This is a genomic window from Streptomyces sp. CB01635, assembly GCF_002803065.1.
GTDB lineage: Bacteria > Actinomycetota > Actinomycetes > Streptomycetales > Streptomycetaceae > Streptomyces.
The window spans coordinates 144,190-163,861 of record NZ_NNBL01000009.1 but is presented as its reverse complement, the minus strand read 5'-3'; the positions used below and the strand labels follow the sequence as shown (position 1 = coordinate 163,861).

The window sequence follows — 19,672 nt, the reverse complement described above, 5'->3', positions numbered from 1 at the left end:
CGGTGTCCTTCAAGCCCGTCGCATCCGCGCTCTCGTCCCATCGGAATACAGCGTGACGTCCGTGGCCATGAGCCCCCTGGGCCCCGGCTACGAGGGTCAGTAATGCCGCAGTAACGGCAGGTTTCTAGCGTGCGAACTCCTCGAACTGTTCATGGAGGAGCACCCCCGATGCACTTGCCCCGACTGCCCCGGCGCAGATCCGCCACATGGGCGGCGGCCGCGTTCACCGCGACCGCACTGGTGACAGGCGTCATGCCGGCCGTCGCCGCCGACACCCCGTCCGCGTCGGACACTGCGAAGGTCGACTCGGCGCTGAGCAGCGCCGTCGCCAAGGGGGGCGACGCGAAGTTCTACGTCGTCCTCAAGGACCAGGCCGACCTGACGACCGCCAAGAAGCAGCGCACGCACGCGAAGGCCGCCACGGCCGCGTACAGGGCGCTGAAGACGACCGCCGAGGACAGTCAGAAGTCGCTCACCTCCTTCCTCGACAAGGAGAAGGTCGGGCACAAGGGCTACTGGATCGCCAACGCCGTCCAGGTCACCGGCGACAAGAACCTCGTCGAGCAGCTCGCGAAGCGTTCGGACGTCAAGGAGATCGTCAAGGCGCAGACGTACAAGCTCGACGACATCGAGACGTCCGACGCCAAGGTCACCGGCTCGCGAACGACCGCCGCAGGCGACGCCGTCAGCGACACCACCCCTGACTGGGGCATCTCCGACATCAAGGCCGACCAGGTCTGGGACCAGTACAAGGACCGCGGCGAGGGCATCGTCATCGCCAGCGTCGACTCCGGTGTGGAGTACGACCACCCGGACCTCGTCGCCAACTACCGTGGCAACAACGGCGACGGCACGTTCACGAACGACTACAACTTCTACGACGCGACCGGCACCTGCGCCACCAGCAGCACGCCGTGCGACGACAACGGCCACGGCACCCACACCATGGGCACGATGGTCGGCAAGAACGGCATCGGTGTCGCGCCGAACGCGAAGTGGATGGCCGCCAAGGCCTGCGCGGGATCGAGAGGCGAGTGCGTCGACGCCGACACGCTCGCCGCCGGCCAGTGGATCCTCGCGCCGACCGACCACAACGGTCAGAACCCGCGCCCGGACCTCGCCCCGAACATCGTCAACAACTCGTGGGGCGGCGGCGTCACGACGTTCTACAAGGACATCGTCGAGGCGTGGAACGCCGCGGGCATCTTCGAGGCGTTCGCCGCCGGCAACGACGGCAACGGCACGACCTGCTCCACCACCCGCGCGCCCGGTGCGCAGGACACGTCATACGGCGTCGGCGCGTACGACTCCAGCGCCACGATCGCCGACTTCTCCGGCTTCGGCCCCTCCCCGGTGGACGGCTCAGCCAAGCCGAACATCTCGGCGCCGGGCGTCGACATCACCTCGGCGTGGACGGGTGGCTCGTACAACACCATCGACGGTACGTCGATGGCGACCCCGCACGTCGCCGGCGCGGTGGCTCTGCTGTGGTCGGCCGCCCCGTCGCTGATCAGCAACATCGACGAGACGCGCAGGCTCCTCAACGAGGGTGCCCGCGACGTGGATGACACGCACTGCGGCGGCACCGCCGGCATGAACAACGTCTGGGGCGAGGGCAAGCTCGACATCCTCGCCTCCGTCGCCAAGGCCCCGCGCAACGCCGTCTACGTCACCGGCAAGATCACCGAAAAGGACACGGGCGCGGCCCTCTCCGACATCACCGTCAAGGCCACCGGCGCCGACGGCGATCACCAGGTGACCACGGGGCCCCAGGGCACGTACAGGGTGGCGCTGGTCCCGGGCACGTACGACTTCACGGTCAACGAGTACGGCTACGCAGCCAAGACGATCTCCGGCGTCGAGCTGACCGCCGACAATCCGCTGACCCAGGACATCGCGCTCACCACCCTCGCGCAGCACGCCGTCACCGGCACCGTCCTCGACGTCACGGGCAAGCCGCTGGCCAAGGCGACCGTCGAGGTGCCCGGCACCCCGGTCGACTCCGTCACCTCCGGCTCCAACGGCTCGTTCACGCTGCCGAAGGTCGCCGAGGGTACGTACACGCTGTCCGTGACGCCCGCCGATCCCCTCCTGTGCAACGGCACGTACACGGCTGAGCTGAAGGTCGACGGCGACGAGACCCGCACCGTCCAGCTCCCGAACCGCGCCGACAACTCGGGCAACTCCTGCGCCCCGGCCACGTACTCCTGGATCTCCGGCTCCACCAAGGTCCCCCTGAGCGGTGACGAGGACGCCAAGACGGTCTCGCTGCCCTTCCCGGTCTCCTTCTACGGCGTGAAGTACTCCAGCGCCGCGGTCACCACCAACGGCCTGATCAACTTCCTCTCGCCGCGCATCGGCGACTACGCCAACGAGGCCCTGCCGACCGAGACCCAGCCGAACGGCATCGTCGCCCCGTTCTGGGACGACCTGACCCTCGACAAGAAGTCCAGCGTGCAGACGGCCACCACCGGCAAGACCGGCAGCCGTAAGTTCGCGGTCGTCTGGAACAACGTCCTGTTCGCCGACGGCAGCAGCAACCGCGCCACCTTCGAGGCCGTCTTCGACGAGTCCACCGGCGCGATCACGTTCCAGTACAAGGCCGTCCCGGGCAACGGTTCCTCGGCCACTGCAGGCATCGAGAACCAGGCCGGTACCGACGCCCTCCAGTACTCGTACGACCAGGCCGTCCTGAAGGCCGGTTCGGCGATCCGCATCGCGCAGGGAGCCAAGTCATGAGAACCACCACCTCCCGGCGGGCCCTGACGCTCGCCTCCGCCCTGGTCGCGGCGGGCCTGACGCTGACGGCGGCGCCGCACGCGCTGGCCTCCGATGCCTCGACCGAGGCGATGACGCTGACCAGCGCCGAGGCCAAGACCCTCGCCGACCACGTCAACGTCGACGTGTACGGGGACGACAACGAGTACGCGGCCAAGGAAGACGACTCGGCGGACGCGTCCACGCAGGCCACCACGGACCCTTCCACCCGGGTCACCTTCACCAACAAGTCCACGCTGGAAGGCGCGCGCGGTGTCGCCGCGACCGTCCCGGCCGGCTCCGACGGCAGCTACTTCACCGTGCACAGCCTGGGCAACGTCCAGCTGCACAAGGCCGACGGCTCCACCGCCTGGGCGCGCACCAACGCCTCGTACTACACGGACTGGCAGGTCAAGCCCCTGCAGGTCTGGCGAACCGAGCCCTACCCGGCGCGCATCGTGATGGGCTACAACGCGGTCGCCCCGTTCGCGCCCTACTCGGACCAGGGGTTCGACACCGCGGATCTGACCGGTGACGGCACGAAGGACATCGTGTTCTCGGCGTCCGTCGGCATCGACGACGCCCGGGCGTTCACCTCACCCGGATCGTCGCTGAAAGCCGGCACCTTCGTGACGGTCCTCGACGGCAGGACCGGCAAGACGGTGTGGTCGAAGCTGTACTCGTACGCCACCAACATCAAGGTCGTCGACGGCACACTGCTCATCGCCAACTCGCCGCGCCTGAACTGGAGCGCGCCCGCAACCGAGACGGCCACCCTCACCGGCATCCGCTTCTCCTCCGCCGACGGGAAGCTGACCCCGTCGTCGACGTGGACGTACGACACCAAGACGGCGGACCCGGCGACCTGGGGCGGCCTGGAGTCCCTCGGCGACGGCAAGGTCGGCGCGGTCTGGGACCTGCGCAAGACCGACACGAACGCCTCGCGCGGCCGCACCCTCGTCCTGGACACGGCCGACGGCTCGGTCAAGTGGGAGACGGACAGCGCGCTGTACGGCCGCCAGCTCCGCCTCGACGCCTCCCGCAAGCGGGTCGTCGCCCTGGAGCAGGCGGACACCTCCGACGCGGTGCAGTACGAGCTCGCCGCGTACGACCTGGCCGACGGCAAGCGCACCACCCTCGACACCCGTGTCAACGTCCTGCCCACCGCTCTGACCGTCGGTGACGCGGCCAAGGGCGGCGGCGCGGAGATCTCGGTCAGCGAGTCGACGTACAACTCGTACTTCTCCATCACCTCCAGCACGATCCGGGTCCTGGACGGCTCGGACGGCGCGACGGTCAAGTGGACGTACACCACGAAGCGCTCCGCCGACAACACCCGCGACGGCGCCAGCACCTGGAGCCTCGTCGCCAAGGGCGGTGCGCTCTCCGCCGCCGCGCAGGACGACCAGGACATGAGCAACTCGCTCAACATCGGCGGTCTGCGCTACGGCTCACTGACCGCGTTCACCGGCGGCGGCCAGGTCAAGTGGCGCCGGCACGGCCTCGAGTCCTCGCCGATGTACCAGCAGCTGTACTCCGCCAGTGGTGGCGACTACGTCCGCACCGTCGACCAGCAGCAGAACATCCGCGAGTACAAGCTGGGCAGCGGCAGCCCGAAGCGCCTGACGCCGCTGCAGGGCGACCTCAGCTACGGCCGGGCCGCCGACTTCGACGGCGACGGCAAGAAGGACGTCGTCGTCGGCGGCTCCTCGCACGGCGTGTGGGCGTACTCCGGTACGTCGCTGGTCAACGGCGAGCCGAAGAAGCTGTGGCAGGCCACCGTCCCCGGCGAGGTGCACAACATGGCGACCGGTGACGTGAACGGCGACGGCAGAACCGATGTCGTCGTGGCCGCGGACAACGCCACCGCCGTCCTCGACGGGAGGACCGGCAAGGTCCTGACGACGATCGACGGCAAGGGCGCCTACGTACGCTCGGTGACCGTCGCCGACGTGAACGGCGACGGCAAGGCCGAGATCCTCGTCCCGACCGACGCCCTGCGCGTGTACAGCGCGAGCGGCCGTCAGCTGTGGTCGTACTCCGCACCGGCGAGCGCGGGTGACGTGGTCTTCTCCGACACAGTGGTCTCCGGCGGGCAGGTGTACACGCAGTACTCCAGCCCGAACGCGCTCGGCATCTCCGACGCCTCGGTCAACGGTGTCGCCCTCGACGGCAAGGGCACCGTGAAGTGGACCGCCGACCCGAAGGCTCCGAGCCAGGCGGCCGACGGCAAGCTGCACGGCGCGGTCCTGGTCAACGGGATCTTCGCCTCGCCGAAGATCCCGTACGCGGATGGTCACGCGGTCGTCTACTCCTGGATCGTCAAGGCCGATCCGACGACCGCCGGTGACCTCGCCACCGCCTCGCCGCGCGTCGTGACCGAGATCCGGGACGGGCGCACCGGCGAGCTGATCCGTCAGACCCTCAACGGCAGCCCGTGGTCGCACGGCGGCTACTTCACGGACGACCAGAGCAACGTGCTGTACCAGCTCAGCTTCGGCACGCTGAAGGGCTACCCCGGCGACGGCAAGGAGGACACGTACGCCTCGGTGCTCGCGCCGCTGCGTACGGGCGGATTCATCAACGGACCCGGCGGACGGCGCCTCTTCGCCGGCGGAGTCGAGGGCGGGCTGGCCGCGTACGACGTGTCGCAGCTGACCAACGGCGGCGTCTTCCAGTCCAGCATCGGCAGCGCCTCGCTCCTGGGCGGCCGCAACTACCTCGCCGCCGACCTCGACGGCGACGGCACCGACGAGATGATCTCGCTCCAGTTCGATCACTTCGGCATCAACCGGATGGCGGAGCAACTGGGCGGCGGGGTCCTCTCCCTGGACGACGGCATCCACCAGATGTCGACGTTCAAGCTGTCCTGACCCGATCCGTCCTCATGGAACCCCTTGGGCCTCGCCCAGGGGGTTCTCGCTTGCTGGGCCTCGCCACTTCCGCTCGGGTGAGCCGACCGGTCCCAAGCCGGAGCCGTGGTTCCTGGCCGGGCCGTTGGTCGACACCGAGCCGGATCAGCGTGCCCTCGATGACGGCGGAGAGCCGCCGCTACCGCGTCCCGATCTCCTGCCGCCTGACAGTCAGTGTCCCGTCAGGAATCACACAGTGCGGGTGGACAGGCCGATCGAGGACGGGTAAACAAGCACGCGAAGCTCCTGGTGGACACGGGTGATCTTCGTCGAGAACCCGTTTACCAGAAGCTTCGTCCTTGAGCAGGACTGTCCAACTCGCGGTCAACACCGTCAGGTTGGAAAAGGCTCCGTCCCCCCATCGGTGGGCAAGCTGAAAGAGCTCGAGTGGACGACCGGTCCTTGCGCGAAATTGCCTCCGAGCGCGCGATGCTGGTCCGCGGTGGGGTGGCACCTGCAAGAGTGGAACTGCCTCCCGAACGCCCCGCGGACCTGTCCCGAGAACGGCCGTTCCTGCGGCCACATGCACCGCGCTTGCAGCGCCTGGCCGCCATCCCTACCGACGGCCTCCCGTTTCCGGCCACCGACCGGCGTCCGCACTGGGTCGCTGGAAGGGGGCCGGACCTCGGGCGACGGTCAAGATCGCATCAAGCTATGCCGTCCGTGTCCCGTGTGTCGCGCTGGTGTGGAAGCCTGCCAACGTTGTCAGTGACAGGGGGGCCCGTGAGTGATCAGGATGTGCGCAAGATGCTGCGCGAGATGGCGACCGGGGAGCCAGTTCAGGTCACCAGCGGCATGTCGTCCATAGACAAGATCGCCGGACTCGGCGTTGTAGCCGAGCAGTTCGGGTACCAGTACGTCGACGTACGGCGGGGCAACGGGTATGTGATGTCTCTCGTGGCCGACCCCGGCCCGCAGGCCCGTGCGCGGGCCGCGCAGAACTGGGCGCAATATCCCGACGCCGTTGACGGGGGCGCGCTGCCGCCCTTCGTGCCCGACGCGTTCCAGCTCCTCAAGGCCCGCATCACGTTCGACCTCACCAGCGAGTACTCCGACAAGCAACGGTTGATCATCGCGAGTCTCGGTATCACCGTGATGGTCGTGGGTGTCGTCGCCTCGCTCGGAGCGGACACCACCTCTTTCGTCGTCGCTGGCATCGTCTGGGTCCTGCTGATGTGCCTCATACCCGTCTTGAACGTCGCCGGTCGGCGCTACAAGGCCAAGTACGCCGCCCGGCTGGCGGCCGCGGGGTTCACGCCGGTGACCGACGAGAGGGGCCGGCTGCGGTACCTGCCGCCGGGCGGGCAGCTTCCCGGGCACGGCAACCCCTTCGCCTGAACAACTGCGACGAGCTGGGCATTCTCCCAGGTCAGACGCCACCGTCTAACAGAACATCAAGGCCCTTGCGACGTCCGTCAGAAGAGTCTGTCCCACGCACACTCGGTCCCTCGCCCGCCACTGCCCCAGCTCCCATCCCGTCTGCCGTCGACCCACGGAGCTTTAAGAGGAACGGTGTAACTCCCGATCAGGGAGGGTGCACTGATGTCCAGTAACAAGTCGACGGGGGAAGAGAGCTCGGAGGTGGCTGCCCGCAGCCGCGAAGAGGGTGGATGACCAGCTGTTTGAGTAGTCGGTGTACCGCCGCGCTCAGGCCGAAGTGCTGCAGCTGACGGGCGAGGGAGCTCTGCTTCAGCGACGTACGAAGCGACTTCTGGACTGGGCTCCAGCGGGCGAGGTCACCGAGCACCTCGGCTATGACCGGCGCGATCCGCCCGGCAGGAACGGCGGCAACTCCCGTAACGGAACCCGCTCCAAGACCGTGCGGCCGAGGGCGCGCGATGGGTGGTCGCCGTGACGGCACTGCGCACTGCTCGTCCTGTCCACCTTCCGTTCCTGCGCCGCCGTACCGGCGGCTGACTCACAGTTCCGCGGTGATGTCGAACGCGCCGAGCATGACCGACGGGTCCGATGGCTCCCCGTGGAGTTGCTGGTCGGACCAGATGGTCTTGTCCTGGCGGCTGTGCCGGACGCCCCAGCGAGAGCTGAGCCGCATGACGATGTACAGTCCGCGGCCGCCCTCGTCGCTCTCCCGTGCGTGGCGCAGGTGAGGGCTGGTGTTGTTGGCGTCCGTGACCTCGGACAGCAGATGGTCCTGGTCGTGAATGAGCCGCAGGCGGATCGGCCCTGTGCCGTAGCGGATGGCGTTGGTGACGAGTTCGCTGACGACGAGTTCGGTGGAGAAGGCCGCTTCGTCGAGGTTCCAGGCGGCGAGCTGTCGGCCGACGAGCCGGCGTGCCGTGCCCACGACGGAAGCGTCGGCGGGCAAGGTCCACTCCGCCACGCGTTCCTGCGGCAGGGCGTGGGTGCGCGCGAGCAGGAGGACAGCGTCGTCATGGCGTGAGGGCGCCATGCGGTATACGGCGTTGTCGCACAGTTCCTGCAGGGGCCTGGTGGTGGGGGCGAGGACCTGTTCGAGGCGGCGTGTGGCAGCCGCCCGGTCGCGCCCGTCGGCGGCCAGGAGCCCGTCGGTGTAGTGAGCGAGCAGACTGCCCGGGGGCAGCTCGATCACGACTGAGGTGAAGGCGCGCCCGCCGCCCGCTCCCAGAGGCGGACTTTCGGGGACGTCCACGGTAAGAGGGGACCCATCCGGGTCGATGACGAGGGGGGCGGGGTGTCCTGCGCGAACCATGGTGCAGTGGCGGGAGACGGGGTCGTAGACGCTGATGGCGCACGTCGCCACATGGGGGTCCGGGGTCGGTGCGGAGGTGTGCGCGAGTTGGGCGGCGACTTCGTCCAGGTGGGTCAGCAGCTCGTCCGTCTCCAGGTCCTGCAGGGCGAGCGTGCGCAGTGAGACCCGGAGCTGGCCCATCGTCGCTGCCGCCTCGATGCCGTGGCCGGCGACCTCTCCGACGACGAGGGCGACACGCGTGCCGGAGAGGGGGATGACGTCGAACCATTCGCCGCCCGCGCTCTCGGGCATGTACACATGGGCGGTCTCCACCGCTGAGAGGTCGGGCATCACACCGGGCTGGAGCCTTCGGTGCAGTGCTGTGGCCACGGTGTGTTCACGGTGGTAGCTGCGTGCGTTGTCCAGATGCACGGCCGCGGTGGAGGCCGCCTGCCGGGCCACGTCCAGGTCCGCTTCCTCGAAGGGGTCGGTCCGGTGCCGGTACAGGGTCAGCAGCCCGAGGACGGCGCCCCGAGCCGTGAGCGGGGCGACAATCATGGAGTGCACGCCCGCTTCCAGGAGAGAGGCAAAGCCGTCCGTGTCGGCGGACAGCCACGGCGCGTCCGGCGACACTGGGACGAGACGGGCAGACGTGTCGTTGAGGACTTGCGTGTACGGAGTGGGGAAGGGGAACGGCCGACTGTCGCCCGTCTTCCTGCTCCTCTCGGCGTCCGGCGGAGCGAAAGACACCCGGCGCAGTGGAACACTCGCCGGCACGTGGCCAGCCTGCCTCTCGGGGCCGTCCCGATCGTCGTCCAGCAGGTCGACGCTCGCCGCGTCGGCGAAGGCGGGCACCAGAGCCCTCACCAGTTCATCGGCCGTGGCCCGCGTCTCCAGCGTGGAGCCGACGCTCTCGTGCACCGTACTCAGAACGGCGAGGCGGTCTGCCGCGGCCTGTCTCTCGGTCACGTCCTCGACCACGCCCACCAGCCCCGGCGCGGCGTCGCCCGGGCCGGGCAAAGGGAACAGGGACACTTCCAGCGCCAGGGTCCGGTGCGGGTTCGACGGCGACCGTCCCCGCACCAACCGACCCCGCAGCGGCTCCCCCGTCGCGAAGGCCTCGCCGATCAGCTCCCTCAGCTCACCCGGTTCGAAACCAGGGGCGAACTCCTCGACGGAGTGTCCGATGATGTCCGCGGCCGGCAGATTCCGTACTCCCCGCCCGGCAGGGTTGTACCGAGTGACTTTCTGCTCGTTGTCGAAGACGAACAGACCCTGGGGTGAACTGGCAAACAGTGCGCTCAGCACCGCAGCGTCGTCGATGGCCCCGCTTGTCACCGCAAGCTCCCTTCGCAGACTTCCTCCTCACCTTCTCGCATCGGCCGCATGCGGCAACTCGGCCGGCGCGGCACGGAGACTACGAACGGACCGCCCTCGGCGCCACCATGCCCAGGCGTCCTTCCCCTCCTCCGGAGCTGTCACCGGCCGCCCCGTCCAGCTGTGCGCCTGCCGAATATGTCGTCCATACAGCTCAGGAGGCTGTTCGGTGATGCGGCAGGATAAGCACTCGTGTTGCTTCGTCTCGCCTCGCCTATCTGATCGTCACCAACCTGTTCGGCGCGCTGCGATTGCTGCCGATGAGCGACCGCGACAAGGACGCGGAGATTCTCGCTCTGCGCCACCAGCTCACCGTCCTTGAGCGGCAGCTCGGTACGGACCGGGTGAGACTCGTACCGGAGGACCGGGCGTTGCTTGCCGCTCTGCTAGTGCCGCTGCCCCGTCAGGTCCTACGCCGGTTACGGCTACTGGTACGACCCGACACCATGCGCGCTGGCACCGCGATCTGATGAAGCGGCGCCATGCCCGCACGTGCCGGCCGCCCACGGTCCGCTCAATTCACGTGCTGATTCTCCGTCTGGTCCGAGAGAACCCGGCCTGGGGCTACCGCAGGGTGCACGGCGAACTCGTCACCCTCGGCATCCAAGGCGCCGCCTCCACGGTCTGGGAAGTCCTCACGGCCGAGGGCATCGACCCCGCGCCCGACCGGGCCGCCACCACCTGGGCCGACTTCCTGCACTCCCAAGCCGACGCCCTCCTGGCCTGCGACTTCATCGAGACCGTCACCCTGACCGGCAGGCACCAGTACATCCTCACCGTCATTGAACACGTCACCCGCCGCGTCCGGATCCTCGGCACCACCGCCCACCCCACCGCGGCCTGGGTCGCCCAGACCGCCCGCAACCTAGCGATAGACGCTACTTCGCGCTCAACGGCACCGACCACCGCAGCCACGAGGAGCAGAACGCTGCTATCGGCGCCTACGTCCGCTGGCGCAACGCTCACGCGAAACCGAAGACACACTTCGCCCCCGATTCACCAATCCGATCACGGACTGATTACCCGGCCAAGGCTGCGTGACGAGCCACTAGCTTGTGCCGGCGGGCGGGTCGGCGTAGACGCCCTGCAGCATGCCGGTGGCCTGCCCGACTTCGATGAGATAGCCGTCCGGATCGCGCAAGTAGCACCGCAGCTCCGCCTTGCGATCGATGGGTGGCGTGAGGAACTCGGCGCCCTTCGCGCTCCACTCTCGGTGACATGCCTCGATGTCGGCGACGCGGAGGTTGAGGAAGCTGCTGACCGTGCTCGGGTCGGTGGGCGGGCGCAGGATGACGTCTGGCTTGTCCGGGGTGGGGCCGCCGCCCGGATTCATGATGATCCATCCATTGGCGAGCTTGATGGTGCAGGGGTTCTCCTCGAGCACCACCTCGCCGCCGAGAACGTCGGCGTAGAAGGCGCGAGATCGGGCTACGTCGGTCACCGTCAGAAAGTGAGTGAGGAGGAGTCCGGAATCCGGGGCAGGAAAACCGTCACCGTGCATGCAAGGCCTCCAGGCAAATCAGATATTTCCTTTCATAGTGGTGGATAGATGTCCGTGCACGCATGAACACGGCCGGGAGGGGAGCCAGCCGTGTTGTGGCGTCGACGCTCCAGTAACGCTCGTAGCGCGGGACACCGGTGAACTCTGCGCCTGCCGAAGGCCTCATCCGTGCATCTCAGGCGGCATGTCGGTACTCGTGGACCACTCCACCGAGGCGGTCGTGCCGACGTATGCCGAGGCGGGCGACCCTGGGGCTCAAATATGGGATTCGGCCGCTGTCCTGCGGGTTCGTAGTGGTGTCAACTGGAGGTCTGGTACTCGTTGATGAGTCCGCCGAGGACCGCTGCGCGGTGGACGCGGTGCTCGGCGAGGTCGATGGGGCGCGGTGGTCCGGCTTCAGCTTGCGAGGGACAGAGCTGGTTCAGTGCGCGGTGTGGCCGGTGCCCGTTGTAGTGCTCCAGGTGCCTGGTGAGGGTTGGGCGCAGTGCCGTTCGTTGAGGATGAGTGTCCGGTCGAGGAGCTCGCGGCGCGGGGGTGCCGTTGAACCTTTCGCTGTGTGTGTTCGCTTTCGGGGCCTGGGGCGGGCTTTTGAGGACGCGCAGGCCGAGGTCGGCGAGGACGGCGTCGAAGGCGTCGGTGAACTGGCCGTCGCGGTCGCGGATCAGGAACTTGATGCCTGTGATGTTCATGCCGGTGTCCATGAGGAAGTTGCGGGCGGCCTGGGTGGTCCATGGGCCGGTGGGGGTTGGCGGTGACGCCGAGCAGGTGTGCACGGCGTCTGCCGTGTTCGAGCATGACCAGGGTGTAGATGCGTTTGAGGTTGATGGTGTCGACGTGCAGGAAGTCGGCGGCGACGATGTGCTCGGCCTGGGCTGCGAGGGGCTGCCTCCAGGTTGGTCCGGTACGGCGTGGGGCGGGGTCGGTGCCGGCCTGGTTGAGGATGTTCCACACCGTGGAGGTGGCCATCTTGTTGCCGAGGCGGGTGAGTTCGCCGTGGATGCGCCGATGGCCTGTGGGGCTCGTAAAGGGCGTTGTTGAGCTACGTGGCCTCGCTCACTCTGAGCAGCCCCGACTCCCAGCTCTCCGCCGTGGTGGTCGCCATCCGAGCCGCACGTGGTGGCGTCGTCAACCTCGCCGGGACGGGCCTCTCTGCCTTGCGACTCGGCGATGCTGGGCTATTGATGTCCTTCGTGCCCTCGGCTGACAGATGGACGACGCCCTCTTCGGCGGCGATCCTGCAACACCGGTCCCACACCTGCCGCGGCCTGTCTGCGATCCAATTCCCCTGCAGCGCCGGGCTGTTCGCGGATATGTTGCGGGGGACACTCTGGGACGTCGGGGCACAGGCGGTGGCATGGAGGGCGGGGACATGACGTCTGGCGGGGTGCGGGCCAGCGAGGTGGTCAGGGACGTGGTGGCCGAGGTCGCAGCGGAGGAGCTGCCCGTGGTGGACGGGCTGGCGGCACTGGACGAGGAGATCGTGGCCCGGCGGATGGGCCGCGGGCGCAGTGAGCAGGATCCGCTTGGGTTCGGGCTGGATGAGGTGGCCGTACTGGTCACGCCTGTGGTGTGGCTCGCGGTGCACGAAGCGGCGCGCCAGCTCGGAGGCCAGGCCGTGATCGGCGCCAGCAGGGGTGTGAAAGCGGTCGGCCGGAAGATCTTCCGCAGGCCGGCGACACCAGCGGTGATCCCGGTCTTGAGGCATGAACAACTCCGTGAAGTACGCGAGATGGTTCTCAAGGTGGCTGCCGAGCGCGGGCTGAGCGAGCGGCGCGCGGAGACGATCGCCGACGCGGTGGTGGTCAGGCTCACGCTCGCAGCACAGGGCGGGCAGAACAGGCCCGCGGACGCGGACGAGGACTAGCCGCGATGAGCACGCCGGACTTACGGCGCCCGTTCGACGAGCGGGCGATCGGCGCCGGCACTACCCCGCGCTTCGTGCTGCTGGTGATCCTGCTTCTGGTGAGCAGCGGCTCGATGATGATCAGCGTCTCGTTTTCCAGCCTCAGCGAGACGGACTCGAACTCGATGGGCTGCATGCTCGCCGCCGGCGTGGACCTGAACCGGATTGACGACATGGCCAGCAGCATCGGCGGCGTTCTGCACGCCGACGCCCTCGAGACCTGCCTGGCCCGGTACGCCCCCGAGCCGGCGCCGGACCCGCTCGGCCTCCTGTGGCCTGGCCTGGTACTCGCAGCGTCCGCGCTGGTGTTCCGGGCCCTGCCGGCCTGGAAGGCGTGGCGCGGCCGGCACGTTCCGCTGGAGGACGTCGACCGTACGGGGGCCATCCGCAGTACGTTGGACGAAGTTGCGGCCCAGTCCGGGCTGGCCCGCACACCGCGGTTCGTCGTCGCGCCCACCGCGCTGTCGGCCGGCGCGGCGGTGTACGGAAGTAACCAGCGTCCGACCGTCTGTCTCCACGCCGGCCTGCTGGCCCGCAGGACCGGCGACCCGGAGGGCTTCCGGGCGGTGCTGCTGCACGAGTTCGCCCATGTGCGCAATGGTGACGTCACGTTGACGTACGCCACCGTCGCCCTGTGGCGGGTATTCCTCGCCCTGGTCCTGCTGCCGTACCTGGTGTGGTGCGTGGCCGCTCTCACCACGTCGTTCCAGTCGCCGATCCGGCATGCCGAGCAGATGACCGTGGGGAGGGCGTTCATCCTCCCCGTGTTCCTGACCGTGCTGGTGTACCTGGCCCGCGCCGACGTACTGCGGATGCGCGAGGTGTACGCCGACCTGGCAGCGGTGAGCGGGGGCGCGGACCCGCGCGGATGGGCGGTCCCGGTGCCGCCCGGGCCCGAAAGCCGGCTCAGGCGCGGCTGGGCGCGCTTTTCCGAGGTGTGGCGGACCCATCCCCGCTGGGACCTGCGACGGGGCGCGCTCGAGGATCCCGCGATGCTGTTCGGCGTGCAGGCGCTGCTGATGCTCCTGACCGGCATCGCCGCGCCGGTGATCACCAATCAGGCAGGGACCGTGCTGGGCGGCGGCAGTGGATGGCGTGCGTATCTGGTGCCTCTGCTGGGGGCCGCTGCGGTCACCGGGGTTGCAGGGATTGCGCTGTGGCGTGCTGTGGCTCATGCCGTGCTCACCGAAAGGCGCGTGCTGTCCGGCGTGCGTGCTGGATTGTGGCTGGGTGCGGGGATGGCGGTCGGTGCAGTGGTGACGCCTCAGATGTCGCCTACACGCTGGTTGCCGCCCCATGCTGAAGTTCTTGCCGCAGTCGTAGCCGCAGGTGTGCTTTTCGCCTGGTGGATTACGGAGTCGTCGCAGCTGTGGCTCAGGGCATGGCCCCGGCAGGTCAGAGGGCCGGCCATGCTGCTGGTCATGGGGGTGGGATGCCTGCTGCTGACGGCGTGGATTGTCTGGTGGCAGACATTCGGGACAGGTCTGGTCGGCGGATGGTTCGACATGGATGCGTCCCGCCGGGAGACGGAACTGACCTTTCCCGGGCCGATCGCTGAGCACCAGGGCATGGTGTTTGCGCTTTCTGTGTGGTTCGAAGTGTTCACCGGATTTCAACAGCCCATTGTTCTGGCTGCTGTCTGCGCGCTGTGTGTGGTGCCGCTGCTGGCCTGGACGACCGGCCAGGGCCGCCGAGAGGGTCAAGCTTCGGGAGGGAGCACGGCGGACGACTCGAGGCCGGCGCTGCCGCCGCTGCGGCCCGTGCTGCTGGCCGCGATACTGGGCGGCCTGGCCTGCTGGGGCGGAATTGCTGTCGCCAAGGCATACATGCACACCTGGCAGCCGGAAACGGGAGAGCGCGGCGGCCTGTACTCGGTGAGCCTGAGCGCTTGGGTACTCGTCGTACTGGTGGCCATTTCGGCGACGACCGGTGCTCTCATCGCCAACCGGCTGGGTTGCTACCCGTTCTACAGCACCCTGCTGACCGCCGAAATCACCGCGCTGACCGGTCTTTCCGGGTACTACCTCCTGATGTCGGTCGACGGATGCATCCAGCCGCTCAGTACCCTCTCCTCCCAGTGCCATTGGGTGCCGTATCCCGCATGGATGGTCACCCGGGTACTACTGGCACCTGTTCTCATATCCACCGCACTCGTAGTGACCATTGCCGGGACAGCCGTGCTGGCCTTTCAACGGCTCCGAGGCAGCGACCAGGGGCGTTCGGCGTCCGTTCGGCAGCCTGAGAGCCGGCGAAGGCTCTACGCCCGGCGGGCTGCCGTTGCCGCGATATGTGCCATCACGGTGTCCGCCACGGTGACGGCTTCCGCGGCGGTCAGCCGGGAGGGAACGTCGGGCGACGGGGTGGAGAAGCGGAACCACGCCTATTCGCAGGTACCCCGCGCCTCGGCCAGCACCCCAGTGATCCGAAGAGCGCAACTGGAGTACTGGCTGAAGTTCGGCGGGGGAGACCTCCTGAACCGCTTCGGTGACGCCCATAAGGCTCTCGGTGATGCGTTCATCAAAGGCGCCGACGCGGGAGGAACTATCAAGGAATCCGAATTCGACCCCATCTGCCGACAATTCGGCCTGATCGCCAAGGACGCCGGAAAGTACTTCCCGATCCCGGACGCCCGGGCCGACGCACAGTGGCAGAAACACAACGCCCTCATGCAGAAAGCGGCAAAGTCCTGCTCACACAGCTTCGACCATGGCGAAGAGCAGGAATTCAACAAGTCCATGGACAACTTCCATGAAACGGCAGTCTTCATCGATGCGATGGGACGCCGGTTCGATGAGATCCGGGAGGCCGCCCCGACGTCAGCCCTACGGTCTTCAGCTTGGCGACGTCCGCCGGTGTTCGAGCCGAGGTGACCATCGAGACCGGAGAACCGAACTGGTGGCACAGCCGCACCAGGGTGCGCAGATGCAGGTGGTGTACCGACTCCCTGCCGGTCAGGCACATCGAGGTCACGCCGACCTCGCGCAGCCGGGACAGAGTCCGGGTGAAGACCGGGACCCGATAACTCAGCTGCACGACCCGAACGGTGCGGTGCGGCTGCCGGTGTTCGGCATGCGCCGTACGTTTCCGGCTTCGGCGACCTGACTGCGTAGCCGGGTTATTACCTCGTGCTGGGCGGTCAGCTGTGAGACGGCCTGGATGCGGAATGCCTTCAGCTTGGCGACGGCCTCGTCCTTGGCGGTGATGCGCGTCCTCAGCTCGGCGTTTTCTGCCTTGAGCCGCTCGATCTGGGCGGCCCGGGGGTCAGGAGCCTCGCCTGAGTCGCGCTGGACCTTCAGGCGCCGCTCGAACTTCTCGGCCAGGCTCGTCGCCGAGGCGGCGGCAGGCAAGGGCGGCCCCGTAGCCGGAGTCGGTCGTCACGAGCACGTCTGAGGTGTCGGCGATCATCGCGTGCCCCGCACACAGCCGTGTGCGACATCACCGGCCCTCTGCCGGGCGGGTACGACCGGATCGTGCCCACCGTGGCCGTGCGACCCGTGCCCGCCTCGTGGCTGGCTGCCGTCCGGCCCGGGGGACGCTTCGTGACCACTCTCGCCGGCACCGGACTGATCGTCACTGCGGACAAGACCGAAGACGGGGGCGCCATCGGTCGTATCGAGCTGGACGCGGCCGGCTTCATGGCCACCCGCCACGGCGACGACTACCCGCCCGGCCTCGACGACGTGTTCGACAAGGCCAGGACCGCCGACGGCGAGACAATCACCACCGGCCGCTACCCGGTGCTGTATGTGCCGGACGCGTGGGACATGTGGTCGATGCTCGCGCTCACTGTGCCCGGCATCGAACGCAGACGCATGGACACCGACGGCCTCCGCACAGTCTGGCTCCTGCACCCCGACGGATCCTGGGCACGAGCGACCGGCCGTTGGACCGACCCACCCGCGGTCCACCGGAGCGGCACTCACCGCCTGTGGGACGAACTCGAACGCATCCGCCACCGCCTCAACCGTGAAGGCACCCTGCCCGTCTACGGAGCCCACGCCCGCATCGACCACGACGGCACCCCACACCTGACACGAGGAAAGTGGTCCGCCGTAGTCACCTGACCATCCGTCGTCGCAAGCAACTCGCATTCGCCAAAACGACGCAGGCGCCAGGTGGGCTTGATCCGCTTTGACGGACATCTGAGATCAGGGGTACTGCCCCGGAAGGATGTCCATCATGGAGAGCGTGGGGAAGAAGATGCCTCGGCCTCGCCGTTCGTTCACGCCGGAGTTCAAGGCCGAGATCGTCGAGCTGTGCCGGCGCGGTGACGGCTCGTCGGTCACGTCGCCAAAGACTTCGACCTGACCGAGACCGCGGTCCGGCTGTGGGTCAGCCAGGCCGAGGTCGACGCAGGAGAGCGCGACGGGCTGACCAGCAGCGAACGTGAGGAGTTGGCCGCGTTGCGGCGGGAGAACCGCCGGCTGCGCGAGGACGTGGAGGTCCTCAAGCGGGCCACGGCTTTCTTGGCGAAGGAGACCCGGTGACGGCGCACCCGTTCATCGAGGCGGACAAGCGTACACCAGTCAGCAATTCGCCTCCCTGGCAACGGAGTTCGACGTCCGCCTGTCCCTCGGCCGCACCGGCCAGTGCTGGGACAACGCGCTCGCCGAGTCTGCATTCCTGCCGAATACGAGACCGCACTCGCGGCCTGATCACCACACCGATGGTGTCCGTCAAAGCGGAACAAGCTCACTCGACGACGCGCTCGCCTTCGACGTCAGTGACGAGGGCACCGTGCACGACGAGGTCACCCGACTGTTCGGCCGCGGTCACAGCGGCGAAGTCACAGGAGCGGGCATCGGCCTCGCCCTCGCCCGCGACCTGGCCATCTCCCTCATTCGGGGAGGGGGTAATCGGTTGCTCAGGCTGGATAGTGGTTGTAGCAGTCCAGGGCCGGGTGGTAGAGCACTTGCCAGGTGCGGTCCTCGATGACGCCGCTCGCCGGGAGGCCGTGGCAGCCCTGGATCCACTTGATCTTCTTCAGCATGACCGAGTCAAAGACCCCGTCGAGGGTGAGCTTGGGCGGCTCGCCTCCCCACGCGTTGCTCAAGCATTGCGCCTGCTTTACCCCCACTCCAGTGTCCCCGTACATAACCGTGTGCCGAGACGCCGATGAGAGGTAGGAACACTGATGGGGGACGGCTGCGGCGACAGGTGGCACTGCCAGACCTAGTGCTGCGGCGGTACACAGCGCCGCACCCAAAGTGGCCAGTCTGTGCTGTCTCATGCCGCTCCTTCCGGTCCGGCCGCTTGCTGGAGCGGCTCGGCGTCTGAGGGCGATGGATGAGCCCCATTATCCCCACAGTCAACAGCGCCTGCGAGTTGCGACCGTTACGGCCGTGGCACCGTCGTAATAGGCGGCCAGACCGTCCGCTAGCTCGCGTATGTGGTGCGCCAGCTGAGGTGTTCGACGAGCGTGGCCGTCAGGGGTGCAGATCAGGAAGATGCCAAGTCGAGCCTCTCGATCAGCACGGCGAACGCGCCGGCCGTCTCCAGCGCCTTCGCCGCGGACACCAGTCTCTGCGCGTCTGCACCCCAGCCCTGCACCCGGTAGCCCTTGAAGCAGGTGTTCGGACTGTGGAGTGAACCCGATGCGCGCCATTAGCGCTCCGAGCCAAGCATGCTCCGGCGGGGCGGAGGTAGTCGAGGCACTTCCACAGCTCCTCGCGCGCCGCGTTCTTGCCGGACTTCACTTCGGTGAACACCCGCACGCAGCCGGCCGCTTCGAGGGCCGGTCTGTGGGAAAGGGGCAGGATCAGGCTCGCTCGAGCGTGACGCCACTCTCCCCCGAGGCGGCCCGGTCTCACGACCTGAAGTGGACCACGATCCTGCCGTCGTTGGTCGGGTCCGTCTCGAATCGTTCGTACAGCTTCTTGATGTGTGGCTGGCTGAGGAACGCGAGTACGCGCTTCTTCAGCTTGCCCGAGCCCTTGCCCGGAATGATCTCCATGGTGGTTTCGCCGCTGCGCGCTGCCTTGAACATGGCCTGGCGCAGGGCCAGTTCGATGTCCCGGTTGTTGCGGAAGATCGGGTGCAGATCCACGGTGAGCAACGCGGAGCCTCCTGTTGTGTCCGGCAGCTCGGAAGGCCGCGGCTTGTCGGCCAAGGCTATGCGGGATCGTCCGGACGCCGGCCGTAGGTTCCGACACGTCATCGGCCGCGTGGCGCGTCCCGGGGCACGCGCTGCTCAATGCACCTGGAGTTGACGGACGCGGTCAGTTGCCGCAGGTGCACCCTGCAGCAGCTCGACGCCTCCGCCTCAAGGAGGGAGGCGGTGGCACGCCGGAACGCCCGCCGGGCCGTGATCAGGAGGATTACGGCCCGGCGCTGTCAGGGGGGTGCGATTCGGCTGCGGTGGCACAGGTCAAGCGCTGCCTACGCCAACTGATCATTCGTCCAGAGAGTCACCACTGCCACTGCCACTGCCACTGCCACTGCCACGGGCCGTGCGCCGTAACGGGGTTGAAGGCGACAACCGGCGGGGCGAGGCCGGGGTCGAGGTCCTGACGGCGGAGGAAGCGGCGCGGCGAGCACGCGAAGAGCGGTCCCCG

14 protein-coding genes and 3 pseudogenes are annotated in these 19,672 nt (G+C 68.0%); 11 read left to right on the top strand and 6 right to left on the bottom strand.

The features are described from left to right. Window positions 1–168: 168 nt before the first annotated feature. The 4 genes and pseudogenes from CG723_RS23895 to CG723_RS47800 form a co-directional block, all read left to right on the top strand. Window positions 169–2,739 carry a S8 family serine peptidase gene (locus CG723_RS23895; protein WP_100595507.1) on the top strand — a complete coding sequence of 857 codons (2,571 nt, stop codon included), beginning with the start codon at window positions 169–171 and terminating at the stop codon, window positions 2,737–2,739. Beyond that, window positions 2,736–5,630, top strand: a complete 2,895-nt coding sequence (locus CG723_RS23890) for an FG-GAP-like repeat-containing protein (protein WP_100595506.1) — start codon at window positions 2,736–2,738, stop codon at window positions 5,628–5,630. The genes CG723_RS23895 and CG723_RS23890 overlap by 4 nt, the downstream gene beginning before the upstream one ends. Before the next feature lie 762 nt (window positions 5,631–6,392). After that, the gene (locus tag CG723_RS23880) at window positions 6,393–7,007 is read left to right on the top strand and encodes a hypothetical protein (protein ID WP_159032536.1); all 615 of its coding nucleotides are present in this window, start codon (window positions 6,393–6,395) and stop codon (window positions 7,005–7,007) included. 295 nt (window positions 7,008–7,302) lie between these two features. Then, a pseudogene (locus CG723_RS47800) lies at window positions 7,303–7,491 on the top strand (IS256 family transposase); the annotation flags it as partial. A gap of 96 nt (window positions 7,492–7,587) precedes the next feature. Here CG723_RS47800 and CG723_RS23870 read toward each other — a convergent pair. Beyond that, on the bottom strand, window positions 7,588–9,675 hold the full coding sequence (locus CG723_RS23870; RefSeq protein WP_100595504.1) for a SpoIIE family protein phosphatase: 2,088 nt from the start codon (window positions 9,673–9,675) through the stop codon (window positions 7,588–7,590). A gap of 299 nt (window positions 9,676–9,974) precedes the next feature. Between CG723_RS23870 and CG723_RS46990 the strand changes: the two are divergent. Then, window positions 9,975–10,591 (top strand): annotated as a pseudogene (locus CG723_RS46990) (integrase); the annotation flags it as partial. Between the two features lie 171 nt (window positions 10,592–10,762). Here the strand turns inward: CG723_RS46990 and CG723_RS23855 are convergent. Then, complete coding sequence (locus CG723_RS23855; protein ID WP_100595502.1) at window positions 10,763–11,215, bottom strand: VOC family protein; 453 nt, start codon at window positions 11,213–11,215, stop codon at window positions 10,763–10,765. Between the two features lie 299 nt (window positions 11,216–11,514). After that, window positions 11,515–11,904, bottom strand: a complete 390-nt coding sequence (locus CG723_RS23845; protein WP_199841867.1) for an integrase core domain-containing protein — start codon at window positions 11,902–11,904, stop codon at window positions 11,515–11,517. On the opposite strand from CG723_RS23845, the gene CG723_RS46405 reads away from it, so the two are divergent. From CG723_RS46405 to CG723_RS23835, 3 genes are all read left to right on the top strand, one after another. Next, window positions 11,897–12,253: a hypothetical protein gene (locus CG723_RS46405; protein ID WP_199841866.1), complete on the top strand. Its 357-nt coding sequence runs from the start codon at window positions 11,897–11,899 to the stop codon at window positions 12,251–12,253. The genes CG723_RS23845 and CG723_RS46405 overlap by 8 nt on opposite strands. Window positions 12,254–12,569: 316 nt before the next feature. Next, window positions 12,570–13,079, top strand: a complete 510-nt coding sequence (locus CG723_RS23840; protein ID WP_234374479.1) for a hypothetical protein — start codon at window positions 12,570–12,572, stop codon at window positions 13,077–13,079. A gap of 5 nt (window positions 13,080–13,084) precedes the next feature. Continuing rightward, window positions 13,085–15,988, top strand: a complete 2,904-nt coding sequence (locus tag CG723_RS23835) for a M56 family metallopeptidase (protein WP_100595500.1) — start codon at window positions 13,085–13,087, stop codon at window positions 15,986–15,988. A 153-nt stretch (window positions 15,989–16,141) separates the two neighbouring features. Here CG723_RS23835 and CG723_RS46400 read toward each other — a convergent pair whose 3' ends face one another. After that, window positions 16,142–16,465: a hypothetical protein gene (locus CG723_RS46400; protein WP_159032534.1), complete on the bottom strand. Its 324-nt coding sequence runs from the start codon at window positions 16,463–16,465 to the stop codon at window positions 16,142–16,144. A gap of 192 nt (window positions 16,466–16,657) precedes the next feature. Here CG723_RS46400 and CG723_RS23830 point away from each other — a divergent pair, with 192 nt between their 5' ends. From CG723_RS23830 to CG723_RS47795, 3 genes and pseudogenes are all read left to right on the top strand, one after another. Beyond that, window positions 16,658–17,182: a hypothetical protein gene (locus CG723_RS23830; protein ID WP_234374478.1), complete on the top strand. Its 525-nt coding sequence runs from the start codon at window positions 16,658–16,660 to the stop codon at window positions 17,180–17,182. Between the two features lie 115 nt (window positions 17,183–17,297). Continuing rightward, entirely contained in the window at window positions 17,298–17,426 is a 129-nt protein-coding gene (locus CG723_RS46985; RefSeq protein ID WP_199841865.1) for a transposase, read from the top strand. A 20-nt stretch (window positions 17,427–17,446) separates the two neighbouring features. Then, window positions 17,447–17,584 (top strand): annotated as a pseudogene (locus tag CG723_RS47795) (IS3-like element ISPfr13 family transposase); the annotation flags it as partial. Between the two features lie 398 nt (window positions 17,585–17,982). Here the strand turns inward: CG723_RS47795 and CG723_RS46395 are convergent. Further along, a complete protein-coding gene (locus CG723_RS46395) occupies window positions 17,983–18,213 on the bottom strand; it encodes a peptidoglycan-binding domain-containing protein (RefSeq protein WP_324904160.1) in 231 nt (76 codons plus the stop codon). A gap of 711 nt (window positions 18,214–18,924) precedes the next feature. After that, window positions 18,925–19,164: a Smr/MutS family protein gene (locus CG723_RS23810; RefSeq protein ID WP_234374488.1), complete on the bottom strand. Its 240-nt coding sequence runs from the start codon at window positions 19,162–19,164 to the stop codon at window positions 18,925–18,927. Window positions 19,165–19,672 lie beyond the last annotated feature (508 nt).

Excerpts from the sequence above, each read along its gene's own strand:
- CG723_RS23835 (WP_100595500.1), top strand. The coding sequence starts at position 13,085 with ATGAGCACGCCGGACTTACGGCGCCCGTTCGACGAGCGGGCGATCGGC.
- CG723_RS23845 (WP_199841867.1), bottom strand. The coding sequence starts at position 11,904 with ATGAACATCACAGGCATCAAGTTCCTGATCCGCGACCGCGACGGCCAG.
- CG723_RS23840 (WP_234374479.1), top strand. The coding sequence starts at position 12,570 with ATGGAGGGCGGGGACATGACGTCTGGCGGGGTGCGGGCCAGCGAGGTG.
- CG723_RS46405 (WP_199841866.1), top strand. The coding sequence starts at position 11,897 with ATGTTCATGCCGGTGTCCATGAGGAAGTTGCGGGCGGCCTGGGTGGTC.
- CG723_RS23890 (WP_100595506.1), top strand. The coding sequence starts at position 2,736 with ATGAGAACCACCACCTCCCGGCGGGCCCTGACGCTCGCCTCCGCCCTG.
- CG723_RS23855 (WP_100595502.1), bottom strand. The coding sequence starts at position 11,215 with ATGCACGGTGACGGTTTTCCTGCCCCGGATTCCGGACTCCTCCTCACT.
- CG723_RS46985 (WP_199841865.1), top strand. The coding sequence starts at position 17,298 with ATGGAGAGCGTGGGGAAGAAGATGCCTCGGCCTCGCCGTTCGTTCACG.
- CG723_RS23895 (WP_100595507.1), top strand. The coding sequence starts at position 169 with ATGCACTTGCCCCGACTGCCCCGGCGCAGATCCGCCACATGGGCGGCG.
- CG723_RS46395 (WP_324904160.1), bottom strand. The coding sequence starts at position 18,213 with ATGTACGGGGACACTGGAGTGGGGGTAAAGCAGGCGCAATGCTTGAGC.